The sequence below is a fragment of the Amycolatopsis solani genome (assembly GCF_033441515.1).
Taxonomy (GTDB): Bacteria; Actinomycetota; Actinomycetes; order Mycobacteriales; family Pseudonocardiaceae; genus Amycolatopsis; species Amycolatopsis solani.
In genome coordinates this window covers 2,175,071-2,187,605 of the sequence record NZ_JAWQJT010000001.1, presented here as the reverse complement: position 1 = coordinate 2,187,605, position 12,535 = coordinate 2,175,071, and the positions used below count along the sequence as shown (strand labels likewise).

10 protein-coding genes are annotated in these 12,535 nt (G+C 71.5%); 5 read left to right on the top strand and 5 right to left on the bottom strand.

The window, feature by feature from the left end:
• Positions 1 to 65: 65 nt before the first annotated feature.
• Positions 66 to 1,103: a hypothetical protein gene (locus tag SD460_RS10905; protein ID WP_290059951.1), complete on the top strand. Its 1,038-nt coding sequence runs from the start codon at positions 66 to 68 to the stop codon at positions 1,101 to 1,103.
• On the opposite strand, the gene SD460_RS10900 is transcribed toward SD460_RS10905, so the two are convergent.
• Positions 1,100 to 2,356 (bottom strand): MFS transporter, encoded by a 1,257-nt coding sequence (locus SD460_RS10900; RefSeq protein WP_290059952.1) that lies wholly within the window; start codon positions 2,354 to 2,356, stop codon positions 1,100 to 1,102. The two genes, SD460_RS10905 and SD460_RS10900, sit on opposite strands and share 4 nt — an antisense overlap.
• A 113-nt stretch (positions 2,357 to 2,469) precedes the next feature.
• On the bottom strand, positions 2,470 to 2,901 hold the full coding sequence (locus tag SD460_RS10895; protein ID WP_290059953.1) for a MarR family winged helix-turn-helix transcriptional regulator: 432 nt from the start codon (positions 2,899 to 2,901) through the stop codon (positions 2,470 to 2,472).
• Between the two features lie 104 nt (positions 2,902 to 3,005).
• Here SD460_RS10895 and SD460_RS10890 point away from each other — a divergent pair, with 104 nt between their 5' ends.
• Positions 3,006 to 3,581, top strand: coding sequence for a hypothetical protein (locus SD460_RS10890; protein ID WP_290059954.1), 576 nt, complete (start codon positions 3,006 to 3,008; stop codon positions 3,579 to 3,581).
• On the opposite strand, the gene SD460_RS10885 is transcribed toward SD460_RS10890, so the two are convergent.
• Entirely contained in the window at positions 3,582 to 5,051 is a 1,470-nt protein-coding gene (locus SD460_RS10885; protein WP_290059959.1) for an NCS2 family permease, read from the bottom strand. It abuts the gene before it with no gap.
• A gap of 82 nt (positions 5,052 to 5,133) precedes the next feature.
• Here SD460_RS10885 and SD460_RS10880 point away from each other — a divergent pair, with 82 nt between their 5' ends.
• Positions 5,134 to 5,361, top strand: coding sequence for a DUF2530 domain-containing protein (locus tag SD460_RS10880; RefSeq protein ID WP_086845005.1), 228 nt, complete (start codon positions 5,134 to 5,136; stop codon positions 5,359 to 5,361).
• Here the strand turns inward: SD460_RS10880 and SD460_RS10875 are convergent.
• The gene (locus SD460_RS10875; protein ID WP_438860826.1) at positions 5,358 to 8,177 is read right to left on the bottom strand and encodes a sacsin N-terminal ATP-binding-like domain-containing protein; all 2,820 of its coding nucleotides are present in this window, start codon (positions 8,175 to 8,177) and stop codon (positions 5,358 to 5,360) included. The genes SD460_RS10880 and SD460_RS10875 overlap by 4 nt on opposite strands.
• The gene (locus SD460_RS10870; RefSeq protein ID WP_318306554.1) at positions 8,158 to 9,687 is read right to left on the bottom strand and encodes a DUF3027 domain-containing protein; all 1,530 of its coding nucleotides are present in this window, start codon (positions 9,685 to 9,687) and stop codon (positions 8,158 to 8,160) included. The genes SD460_RS10875 and SD460_RS10870 overlap by 20 nt, the downstream gene beginning before the upstream one ends.
• Before the next feature lie 51 nt (positions 9,688 to 9,738).
• Between SD460_RS10870 and SD460_RS10865 the strand changes: the two genes are divergently transcribed.
• Complete coding sequence (locus SD460_RS10865; protein ID WP_290059957.1) at positions 9,739 to 10,506, top strand: glutaminyl-peptide cyclotransferase; 768 nt, start codon at positions 9,739 to 9,741, stop codon at positions 10,504 to 10,506.
• Between the two features lie 50 nt (positions 10,507 to 10,556).
• Positions 10,557 to 12,524: an MFS transporter gene (locus SD460_RS10860; RefSeq protein ID WP_318306122.1), complete on the top strand. Its 1,968-nt coding sequence runs from the start codon at positions 10,557 to 10,559 to the stop codon at positions 12,522 to 12,524.
• The last annotated feature ends 11 nt before the right edge of the window (positions 12,525 to 12,535 follow it).

Genomic DNA, 12,535 nt, shown 5'->3' with positions numbered 1-12,535 from the left:
GTTCGAGTGACTCTGCCTGCGGAAACCCCCCCGTTTTTGTCGGTGCGTGTCGCTACGGTCACAGCGTGAACACAAGGGGGCTGTACCCACCGAAAAAAGACCACACGGTCCTGATCGCACTGTCGGTCTCGGCCGCGGTGATCTTGCTGGCCATGCTGGCCTGGTTCTTGACGCGCGACTCGCCGCAGTCGCACGCGAAACCGTTGAAGCTGCCTTCGCAATGGCCGTCACCCGGCGGCGAAGTGGTCCGGCAGGTGCCGATGCCGACCGGCGAACTGGCCGTGGCCCTGCCCGGCCGCACGAGCGGCCACGTGCTCTGCGGAGCGGTGCCGGAGCAGACGTGGGTGAGCGCGCTGGGCGGTCCGGTGCTGCGCGAAGTCGACGAGAACGAGCTGTGCCACGTCGTCTCGGCGAACCTCGACGTCTCGGCCACGTTCTGGTCTGATCCGGTGCCGATCAAGGGGGTCGATCCCGAGGCCGTGACCGTTGCCGGCCGCCAGGGAGAGCTGGGCCGGTTCGGCACGGAAGGTTTCGGCCGGATCCTCGCGGTCCGGCTGAGCGACTCGACCGAGAAGTGGGTGCGCCCCACGCTCCAGCTGGTCGTGCACCAAGTGCCGGGAGACCGGGCCGAGCACGACTACCGCGCCATCGCGCTGGCGCTGGCCGGCCCGATGATCGGCGCGATCACCACGCCGGGGCCAACGCTGCCGGCCGCGGACAAGCCCCGGGAGATGACCCCGATCCTCGGCACGGGAATCACCGACGCGCCCTACCCGCTGATCACCTGGCAGCTGTGCACCCAGCTGTCCCGCGCGCTGAAGGTCCCGCTCGACCGGCTGGAGCCCGGTCCCTTCGGGTCTTGCCGGCACGAGGAGGACCTCAAGTCGATCACGCTGACCTACCACCAGGACAGCACCGGCTCCTTCACCGACCGGGTCGCCGGCCGTCCCGCGCACGAGAAGACGCTGGGCACCAACGTCGAGATCCAGCTCCTCGACGATTCCCGGCAGACCCTCGAGATCAGCTGGATCGACGGCGCCAAGCCCGACGGCGAACTGCGCGCGTTCGCCGAGGAGGTGGTGCCGCCGCTCCTGGGCCGTTAGACCTTGGCTCGCTTCAGCACCCGAAGCCCGAACCCCCGCTGCACCGGCCACGAAACGCCACCCCGCCGGATCAGCACCACCGCGCACACGACCGCGGCCAGCGCCGAGACCGCGCCGCCGATGTAGAAGGGAGAACGCCCGCCGAACGCGTCCGCCATCCAGCCGACCATCGGGCCGCCGATCGGGTTGCCGCCGATCAGGACCAGCACGTACAGGCCCATCACCCGGCCCCGCATCTCCGGGCTGACCGATGTCTGCACCAGCGCGTTCGCCGTGTTGAGGAACGTCATCGTCGCGAAGCCGAGCGGGATCAGGCCGAGGCCGAACGTCAGGTACGTCGGCATGAAGGCCGTGATCAGTTCGAACACGCCCAGGAAGAAGGCGGACACCAGCATCAGCCGCACCCGCGGCCGTCCCTTGGTGCCGCGGCGGGCGGACATCACCGCGCCGGTGAACGTGCCGACCGCGACGAGTGTGGAAAGGAGGCCGTAGCCGTCGGCGGCGGTGTGGAAGACGTTCGCCGCGACGATCGGCAGCGAGCTGAAGTAGGTGATGCCGAACGTGCTGACGAACAGCACCAGCACCATCACGGTCATCAGGTCGGAGCGCCGCCGGACGTACCGGAGGCCCTCGACCAGCTGGCCCTTCTCGCGCGGCACCGCCGCGACGCGGAAGAGCTTGTCCGGGTTCATCATCAGCAGCCCGGCGATCACCGCGACCGTGCTGAGCGCGTTCGCGATGAACAGCCAGCCGGTGCCGATCCAGGTGATCGCGAACCCGGCGATGGCCGGGCCGACGATCCGCGCCATGTTGAAGATCGACGAGTTCAGCGCGACGGCGTTCGCGATCTGGTCGCGGCCCACCATCTCGGCGACGAACGACTGCCGCGTCGGCACTTCGAGCGACGCCGTGATGCCGAGCGTGAAGCACAGGACGTAGACCTGCCACAGCGCCACGAGCCCGGTGATGTCGAGGACGCCGAGCACGACGGCCTGCGAACACGCCGCGGCCTGGATCCAGGCGAGCATCCGCCGCTTGTCGACGCGGTCGGCGAGGACGCCGGCCCACAGCGAGAGGAAGAGCGTCGGCGCGAACTGCAGCGCGACCGCGATGCCGAGGGCGATCGGGTTGTTGCCGCTGAGGGTGAACACCAGCCAGTCCTGGGCGATGCGCTGCATCCAGGTGCCGATGTTCGAGATGACCTGGCCGGTGAAGAACAGCCGGTAGTTGCGGACCCGCAGCGACGCGAACATGCTGCCGCGCTTGGCGGGGGATGGTGGCGAAGCGGACGGCGGTGGCGCCGTGTCCCGGGTAGCAGTGGTCTCGATCGAACGCTTGGTTTCGCTACCCGTGGCCGTCACCGTGGTTAGTTCCCCGCCATCCTGTCGATGATTTCGGCGGCTTTGGAGAGCACTTCGCGCTCTTCGTCGCCGAGTTCCGCCAATTGCCGGTCCAGCCACGCCTCGCGCACGGAAATGGCCTTCCGCACGTAGGCCAGCCCGCTCTCGGACAACTCGACGATGGCTTGCCTGCCATCGGTCGGGTGCGGGCGCCGCTCGACGAACTTCATCTCCTCGAGCGCGGCGATCACCCTCGTCATCGAGGGCGGCTGGACGCCTTCCTTCGCGGCGAGCTGACCCGGGGTCAGCGCACCGCACTTGTGCAGGGTGGACAGCGCGGCGACCTGCGTGAGCGTGAGGTCGTCCCCGACGCGCTGTGCCCGCAGCCGGCGGTTGAGCCGGACCACCGCGAGACGCAACCGGCTCGCCAAGGAGCGTTCGTGCGTGTCGCCGGACATATAGTTAGCATACCTTACGAAACTTCGGCCGAGCGGGTGATCTCGGTCAACCGGCAACCCGGAACACGGTCGTGCGTCCTCACCAGGGAAACCCTGGGGGTCGGATGAACAAGAAGCTGGTGGGCTCGGTCGCGGTCGGCGCGGCGGTACTGGCGATCGTGGCGGCACTGTTCCTGAGCGGCGGCGACCCGGCACCGGCGGCCGCACCGGCGCCACCACCGACGACCACGGCACCGCCCGTCGCGCAGCAGTCGATCGAGGAGTACTTCTTCCCCGAAGTGTCCGGCGGGCGCGGCTGGGCGATCCGGATCCCGGTGCCGTCGGGCTGGACCGTGCGGCACGAGAACGACCGCGCGAGCTACCGCAGCGGCAACCTCCTGCTGGAGACCGACAAGGTGCCGATCACGCAGGAGGACGCGCCGGGCGGGCTCAAGGCCGTCGCCGGGAAGGCGCACCAGGACGGCTCGGTCGTCAAGCCCGTGGCGGCCGGCGACCTCGCGGACGCGGCGGAGTGGGACTACACCTACCTCCGCGACGGCCGGTACCCGGAACGGGTCACCGTGATCGGGCTAGGCGCGGGCGACAGCCTCGTCACCATCCGCTACGAGGCGCCGCCCGCCGAGTTCGACGCCCACCGCGGCGTGCTGGACGCCGCGATGGAGGTCAGCGCTCCGGGCTGATCACTTGAACGCCGCCTGGATCGGCCCGACCGCGAAGTACGCCACGAACGCCAGCGCGATCACCCACATCAGCGGGTGCACCTGGCGGGCCTTGCCGGTCGCCGCGCGGATCACGACGTAGCTGACGAAGCCGGCGCCGATGCCGTTCGCGATCGAGTACGTGAACGGCATGACGACGATGGTCAGGAACGCCGGCAACGCGATCGAGTAGTCGGTGAAGTCGATGTCGCGGACCTGCGACATCAGCATCGCGCCGACCACAACCAGCGCCGGCGCGGCCGCTTCGACCGGCACGACCTGGTAGAGCGGGGTCAGGAACATGGCGGCGATGAACAGCACGCCGGTGACGACGTTGGCCAGGCCGGTCCGCGCGCCCTCCGCGATGCCGGCCGCCGACTCGACGAACACCGTGTTCGAGCTGGCCGAGCCGAACCCGCCGGCCGCGCCCGCGAGGCCCTCGACGAACAGCGCCTTGCCGACGTTGGGCAGCTGGCCGTCCTTCGGCAGCAGGTCGGCCTCCTTCGCCAGGCCGGTCATCGTGCCCATGGCGTCGAAGAAGTCGGCGAGCACCAGCGTGAACACCAGCAGGCAGACGGTGATGATCGGCAGCCGCGTCCAGGCGCCGAAGGAGACGTCGCCGACCAGCGAGAGGTTCGGCAGGCCGAGCACCTGGTCCGGCAGCGCCGGGTAGCCGAGGTTCCAGCCGAGCGGGTTCGTGCCCTTCGACGGCCCGGCCTTGACGATCGCCTCGACGACGATGGCCAGCACCGTCGACGCCAGCACGCCGATGAGGATCGCGCCCTTGACCTTGCGGACCACGAGGATGCCGGTGACCAGCAGGCCGACGACGAACACCGCGGTCGGCCAGGAGGCGATCGAGCCGTTGATGCCCAGTCCCACCGGGACGGTGGTGTGCGCGGCGTCCGGCAGCCGGCGCACGAACCCGGCGTCGACCAGGCCGATCAGGCAGATGAACACGCCGATGCCGACGGCGATCGCGGACTTCAGCGCGGCCGGCACGGCCTTGAACACCGCGGTGCGGAAGCCGGTGAGCACGAGCAGCACGATGATCACGCCCTCGATGACCACCAGGCCCATCGCCTCGGGCCAGGTCATCTGCGGGGCGATGGTGACCGCGACCAGGCTGTTGATGCCGAGTCCGGTGGCGATCGCGAACGGGTAGTTCGCGACCAGGCCCATCAGGATCGTCATCACGCCGGCGACGAGCGCCGTCACCGCGGCGACCTGCGAGACCGGCAGGATGCCGCCGAGGAGGTCCTTGTGCGCGCCCGCGTCGTCGGCCGAGAAGCTGCCGATGATCAACGGGTTGAGCACCACGATGTACGCCATCGTGACGAAGGTGACCAGGCCGCCGCGCAGCTCGCGCGGCACCGTAGAACCCCGCTCGGTGATCTTGAAGAACCGGTCCAGTGTGGACGTCCCCGCGCGGGTCGTCTCCTGCTCCGCCATTCGCCTGCCCATTCTCTCGCTGCTGCGGAGTACCCTGCACCTCGTGAGTGAACCGATCAATCCACCGGAGGTTACGGGCTCGTTGCGGCACACGCCGGAGCTGCCCAAGAAGCTGACCGACCTGACGCCGGTGGTGATCGTAGGCACCTCGATCTGGGCTGTCGCGCTGGTGGTGCTCTTCTTCACGACATCGGGGCTCTGGGTGCAGACGGCGCTGTCCGGCTTCGCGCTCGGTTTCGTCGGCCTGGCGATCATCGGCTGGCAGCGCGCCGCCGCCCGCCGCGGCTCGAAGTCGGCCCAGCGGCTCTAACTCAGCAGCGTCCTCGGTGACGGGTCGTCGAGCAGCGCGGTGATCAGGTGCCGGTCGGGCCAGCGCCCGGCCGCCCAGGCGAACGCGCGGGCCAGGCCCTCGGACGTGTCGGCCGCGTGCAGCCGGCCGTCGGACCACCACTGGACGTCGTGCTCGGCGCCCTCGATCGACACGGTCAGCGGGTCGTGCACCAGGACACCGCCGTCGGGCAGCCGGACGCCGAGCTGATCGGCGACCAGCTTCAGCGCGGGCAGCTCGGCCCAAGGCGCGTATTCGCCCGCGCTGGTCACCTCGGCGGGCGCGGCGCTCGCGAGCGGCAGGTCGAGCAGGTCGGCGAGCCGCTCCGGGTCTTCGGGCGCGACCACGTACCGGTCGGGCTCGAGTGCCCCGGCCACCCACGGCACGTCCAGCACGAGCGCGTCGGCCGCGACGGCCCCGTCCGCGGCCCGGACTCCCCGCGGCACGCGCGGCTCGAGCCCCGACTCGACGACGGCGTCGTAGGCGCGAGCGGTCAGCCCGGCCGAGACCGCGCGGTCCGGGTCGGCGAGCCGGTCGAGGAGGTCGTCCGCTTCTTCCACTGTGGACAGTTCGAGGTCCGCCCGCACCCCGGCGGCCGCCAGGAGTTGTTCGCTGAGGCCGAGGTCGGGCACGACGTCGTAGAGCCCGGCCAGATCGGCGTCCGGCAAGCGCCATTCGTTCGGCGCGAACCCGTCGAGCACGGCGTACTGCGCGATCCACCAGGCGGCGTGGCCCCGCGGCGCGCGCAGGGCGTGCCAGGTTTCGGGCCGCGCGGCGAGCAGGCGCAGCGCGGCGGGCCAGGAGTCGTCGGCGACGAGGTCGAGGTCCCGGATCGCGACGAGCGTCGACGGCGGCTCCGGCAGCGAGTCCCACCAGGTTTCTTCGTCCGGCAGGTCGTGGTCGGGTTCGTGCGGTTCGTCGTCGACGACCAGCGCGAAGGAATCGAGCACCCCGGCGGCTTTCAGCGTCTCGGCCGGCCAGTCCTCGGCGAAGTCCTCGTCGAGCACGTCGAGCGCGCCGTCCTCCTCGAAGACCTCTTCGTCGAAGACGTCGATCAACGGCGACGCCGGCAGCACGAGTTCGTCGGCCCGGCGCCAGGTGTCGGTGGCGGGCAGGGCGAGCGCACCGACCCAGCGCGGAGCGTCATCCCCGCAGTCGGCGACCAGCCGGAGCACGGCACCGGCGAGCGTCGTACCGTCCAAACCGGACCGAACGTCCTCGACACTTCGTTCGACCGCGTCCCGCAGCTGATCGGTGTTGAGCAGCTCCCGCGCGTCGGCGTGCTTGGCCCCCAAGCGTTCCAGCAGCGGGTGCGACGCGGTGGGGTGCACCAGCCGGAGTCCCGGGATGTCCACATCGGACAACAGTTCGAGCAGCTCCGCCGATCCTTCGACCAGCAGGCTCCCCCGCGCACCCGGCAGCGTCCGGCCATCCGACAGCGGAACCGGCAGACCGTCCAGTTTGGACGCGGCGACGGCGTGCGAGTCGACGGCGATCGCGAGCGCGGCGTAGACCTCGCGCCACCAGCCGGGATCTCTTGCCACCCCGGTCAGCGTTTCCAGCACCTCTTCGATGCCGATCACTTGCCCCGAAACGGATTTCAGCGCCGGCGCCGACACGGACCCCTTGACCAACCCGGGAACGAGGTCGGCGAGCAGCTCCGGCAGTCCGGGCACCTCGACGTCGAGAACCCTTGCCTGTCGACCAGAAACTTCACTCTTGTCCTGAGTGGACACCCAAGTCTCGTTGCTCAGGGCGGCAAGCATTTCGTCCCGCAGCTTGGCGTCCACAGTGGACTTGGGAAACCCCGGCCTCGGAACGAGCACGAACCGGTGTTCCGGCGACAGCAACCGGACAAGCCCGACGTACTCGGCGGCCGCCTTCTCCAGCGCCGCGTTCAGTTCGGGTCCGGGCAACACCCGGCGGCGCGACGGTTCGACCGGAACGGCCGCGAGAAGCCGCGCGGGCAACGAAAGCGCGTCATCGGTGGGGGTGGGCGCACGCAGGACGTCTTCCCCGAGCGACTCGGGCACGCCGTCCCGATCGACCGGGATCGCCCAGACGACGTCACCGCGGTGCGTCAGCCAGCGGGTTTCGCCCACCGGACCACGAATCTCGACGACGTCCTGCTCCGACGATCGCGTCCAAACACGACCATCGACCTCGAACTCGGCCAGCCAGGGCAGGGCGAGCAGCAGGTCGGCGACGTCCCGAGCGAGGTCGTCGAGGAGGGCCCGGCCGTCGACATCGTCCCGCAGCGGAAGCCGGACCTCGGTGTCGAAGCCCTCGGGAACGTCCTCGTCCACGGGCCAAGGCAGCCGCAGGACGGGAACATCACCCTCGATCCCGGCGGCTTCGCGGGTCCGACCGGCGGAAAAGGCGACCCCACCGGTGCGGGAGACGACCCGGGGTTCATCGGAAACGGTTCGCACAGCGGCGAACCCGACCCCGAACCGCCCGACGGTCTCGCCGGTCTTCCCGGAAGCCCGAAGCGAGGCAAGCGAAGCAACACCCCGGGCATCGAGCGGCGCCCCGGTGTTGGCGAACCGGAGTTCCCGGTCCACAAGGGACACTCGCACCCGCCCGGGCACACCCGCGGCCATGGCGGCGTCGGCGGCGTTCTGGGCCAGCTCGACGAAGAGCCGATCCCGATAGGCCCCGACCCGCAGATCGCGTTCGACGTTGGTGTCTTCGATGAGCCGGGTCGGCGAGTCCCGCCAAGCACGCAGGGTCGCCTCACGAAGCCGAGCGGCACCGAACGAGTCGGCCCCGACCGGCTCAGCGCTCCCGCTGCTCACCGGCACCTTCGTCGCGGACGTGCGCCTCGGTGACGACATTGTCGGTGACAGCGGCTTCGGGCAGTTCAACCGCCTCGCCAGCCTCCGCCTGCGGCTCAGCAACCGCATCGGTCACCTCAGCCTGAGTCGGCTCGGCTTCCGCGGGCTCGGGAACATCATCGACAACCGGAGCGGCCACCTCGGGCTCCACAGCGACATCGGCCGCCTCCACCTCAGCCGGCTCGGCAACCACATCAGCCACCTCAGCCTGAGCCGACTCGACCTCCGCCGGCTCCGCGACCGCATCGGCCTGGGCCGGCTCCACCGCGGCAACCACCTCCGGCTCGGCAGCCGCATCGGCCACCTCGGCCTGGACCGGCTCGGCCTCCGCCGGCTCCGCGACCGCACCGGCCTGGGCCGGCTCCGCCGCGGCAACCACCTCCGGCTCGGCAGCCGCATCGGTCACCTCGGCCTCGGCCGGGTCAACCTCTACCGGCGCAACCGCCTCGGGCTCGGCAACCACATCGGTCGTCTCAGCCTCAGCCGGCTCGACCTCCGCCGGCTCCGCGACCGCACCGGCCTGAGCCGGCTCCGCCGGGGCAACCACCTCCGGCTCCGCAACCGCATCGGCCACCTCGGCCTGAGCCGACTCCGACTCCGCCGGCGCAGCCACCTCCGGCTCGACCTCCGCCGGTGAGATGTCCGACTCCGCGACCGCCGTCTCCGGCTCGGCCGCTGCCGTCTCCACCACCTCCGGGGAGGGCGACGGCGACGGCACCGGCGTGAAGTCCAGCAGCGAGTCGTCGTACACCAGCTCGGCCACCGGGATCGAGGACGTCACCTCGACCTCGACCTCCGAGTGGGCGCCGCAGCCGTACTCCACGTCGACCACGTGGCCGTCCGCCGGGGAGATGTCGTTGCTGCACACGCCGAACACGCCGCGCAGGGAGCCCGCCAGTGGGACGAAGAAACCGCACGTGCCGCACACGTCCGGGGCGCTGCGGGCCATGTCGGACCGCGGGCCGAACTCGCCGGTGTGCCAGCGGGACGCTGCCTCCGTGCGGCCGAAGCGGGACAGCACGTGTACGCGGCCCAGGCCCGCGTCGCGGGCGACCTCCTCCACCGCCGGGTCGTCCGACTGCAGGTACGCCGGGGCCAGGCGCGGGTCGTTCTCGTCCGTCGGGAAGATGTCGCCGACGCCGAGGTCGCCCGCGCGCACCCGGCGCTCCCACGGGACCCACGGCGGGGCGATGCGCGCCTCCGGGCCGGGCACCAGGACGACCTCGCTGACCGTCACCGGCTCGTCGTCGGCCGCCAGTGCGACCGTCACCGACCAGCGCCAGCCGCGGTAGCCCGGGACCTGGGCCTCGAACAGGTGACTCGCCGTCACCGCGTCCTCACGGGTGACCCCCACGTGGGCGCCGAGCTGCTCCCCGGGCGCTTCCTCCAGCACCGCAGCTCGCGCGAACTCCACCGCGTCGGCGAGTTTGCGCTGCACGGAACCGTCGTCGAGGGTCAGCAGCAAAGTCATGCGGCCAATTGTGCCGCACGCATCCGCGGCGCCCGTGCCAGGCTGTTCAACGTGCGCACGCCGATCGTCACCACCCTGCTGCTGGCCGCCGCGCTCGGCGGCTGCGCCGGTGCTCCCGAACAACAACCCGGCGCGGAACGGCTCACCGTCGAGGTGGTCTCGACCTTGGCGCACGACCCCGCCGCGTTCACCGAAGGCCTCGAATTCGACGGCGGCACGCTCTACGAGAGCACCGGCCTCGCCGGGCAGTCGACGCTCACCGCCGGACCGCCTGGCGGGCCGCCCGCCGTCACCGCCACGCTGCCGTCGCCGCTGTTCGGCGAGGGCGTCACCGTGCTCGGGCCGACGCTCTGGCAGCTCACCTGGCAGGACGGCGTCGCCATCGAACGCGACTCGAAGACCCTCGCCGAGCTGCGGCGGGTGCCCTACCAGGGCGAAGGCTGGGGCCTCTGCCACCAGGCCGACGGGCGGCTCGTCATGAGCGACGGCTCTTCGCGGCTCACCTTCCGCGACCCGGAGACCTTCGCCGTGACCGGGAGCGTCGATGTCGGGCGCGACCAGCTCAACGAACTCGAGTGCGTCGGTGGCGACGTCTACGCAAACGTTTGGCACACCGACACGATCCTGCGGGTCGACGCCGCCACCGGGCGCGTCACCGGGACGATCGACGCAGGTCAACTGCGTGCGAGGGTGAACCCGACCGGCGCCGAAGACGTGCTCAACGGCATCGCCGCCGTCCCGGGGACCGGCGATTTCCTCCTCACCGGGAAGCAGTGGCCGACCACGTTCCGGGTGAGGTTCGTCCCGGTCCCGGCGTGAAAGCACGGATGAGCAGGCGGAACCGGCCCCCGGTAAGGCAGGATTGAGACGTGGCACTCTTCGGCTCCCGCTCCGACGGCTCCGGCTCGCAGCCGCGCGGCCGCAAGTCGAAGCGACGCTGGACGCCGGAGCCGGGCGCGGCGGACGCGCGCAGCTGGCGCGAGGCCGCCCGCAACCCGCAGCCCACCCGCGTCGAGCCCCCGGTCGGCCGCGCGGAACGCACTCGCGTCGAGCACCCCGGCCCGCCGCCGGCCGAGCACACCCGCGTCGAGCACCGCAGCGCGGCGCCACCCACCCGCGCCGAGCGGCCCGCGCCACCGCCGCCCCCGCGCGGCGGCTACTACGGCTCGCCGGACGCGAACGAGGCCCCGACCGCCGCCGCGCCGATGGGGCACCGGCCGCCGCCGCCGCCACGCGGGGCGCGGCCGTACCCGCCGTCCGACCCGCACCGCACCGAACCCGTCCGCCGTGAGCCCGGCGGCTTCTACCAGGGCGACCGGTACCCCGGCAGCGGCGAGTACGAGCACTACGACACCGGTGGCTACGCCGGCGAGCCGCGGCCGCCGGAGGCCGAACCGCTGCCGCCGCGCGAGGAACCGCGGACGCCGGGCGGCACGCCGAAGCTGCCGAAGAAGATCACCGTCACGCGCGTGGCGGCGATGCGCAGCCGCCAGCTGACCGGCCAGGCCGTCGGCGCCTTCCAGCGCGCGACGAAGGCCGACGGCGCCGAGAAGTCCGGCCTCACTTCGCTGACCTACGCCGTGATGCTGAACTACGCCAGCGACGCGGCGATGGCGATCGCGCTGGCCAACACCCTGTTCTTCGCCGCGACCAGCGGTGAGAGCAAGGGCAAGGTGGCGCTCTACCTGCTCATCACGATCGCGCCGTTCGCGCTGGTCGCGCCGGTGATCGGGCCGGCGCTCGACAAGGTGCAGCGCGGCCGCCGGCTCGCGATGTGCGCGTCGTCGATCGGCCAGGGCCTGATGGCCGTCGTGATGGCGCTGCACTTCGACGACTGGCTGCTCTACCCGGCCGCGCTCGGGATGATGGTGCTCTCGAAGTCGTTCACCGTGCTCAAGGCCGCGGTCACCCCGCGCGTGCTGCCGTCGGAAATCACGCTGTCCAAGACCAACGCCCGGCTGACGACGTTCGGCCTGGTCGCCGCGGGCGCGTTCGGCGCGCTGGCCAGCGGCATCAACGCCATCTCCGGGGCGGCGGGCGCGCTGTGGTTCACGGCGCTGATCTGCGTCGCCGCCGCCGTCCAGTCGATGCGGATCCCGGCCTGGGTGGAAGCCACCGAGGGCGAGGTCCCGACGTCGCTTTCGGCGCACCCGACCGAGAAGAAGCGCCGCCAGCCGATGGGGCGCCACATCGTCGTCGCGCTGTGGGGCAACGGCTCGGTCCGCATCCTCACCGGTTTCCTGATGATGTTCGCCGCGTTCGCCGTCAAGGCCCAGACCGAGGGCAGCGGCCAGACGCCGTTCATGCAGCTGCTGCTGCTCGGCGTGATCGGCGCCGCGGCGGGCGCCGGCGGCTTCCTCGGCAACGCGCTGGGCTCGCGTCTGCACTTCGGCAGCCCGGACCAGGTGATCGTCGGGTGCGTGGCGGGCTGCGTGCTGGCCGCGCTGGTCGCGACGCTCCTGCCCGGCCTCGCCACGGCCGCGATCGTCGGCCTGGTCGGTGCGACCGCGAGCGCGCTGGCGAAGATCAGCCTCGACGCCGTCATCCAGGAAGACCTGCCCGAGGAGTCGCGCGCGTCGGCGTTCGGCCGCTCGGAAACCGTGCTGCAGCTGGCCTGGTGCCTCGGCGGCGCGGTCGGCCTGCTGCTGCCGCCGACCTACTGGATCGGCTTCCTGGTCATCACGGTCGTGCTGGCCGTCGGCCTCACCCAGACGTACCTGGTGCGCCGCGGCGGTTCGCTCGTGCCGGGGCTCGGCGGCGACCGGCCGCTGCGCCCCGAGCCGACCGGCAGCTTCCCGGCCCAGGGCCTGCCCAGGGACGCGGCACCCCGCCGGTAGGGTCTGAACCC

Excerpts from the sequence above, each read along its gene's own strand:
- SD460_RS10895 (WP_290059953.1), bottom strand. The coding sequence starts at position 2,901 with ATGTCCGGCGACACGCACGAACGCTCCTTGGCGAGCCGGTTGCGTCTC.
- SD460_RS10870 (WP_318306554.1), bottom strand. The coding sequence starts at position 9,687 with ATGACTTTGCTGCTGACCCTCGACGACGGTTCCGTGCAGCGCAAACTC.
- SD460_RS10890 (WP_290059954.1), top strand. The coding sequence starts at position 3,006 with ATGAACAAGAAGCTGGTGGGCTCGGTCGCGGTCGGCGCGGCGGTACTG.
- SD460_RS10900 (WP_290059952.1), bottom strand. The coding sequence starts at position 2,356 with ATGTTCGCGTCGCTGCGGGTCCGCAACTACCGGCTGTTCTTCACCGGC.
- SD460_RS10885 (WP_290059959.1), bottom strand. The coding sequence starts at position 5,051 with ATGGCGGAGCAGGAGACGACCCGCGCGGGGACGTCCACACTGGACCGG.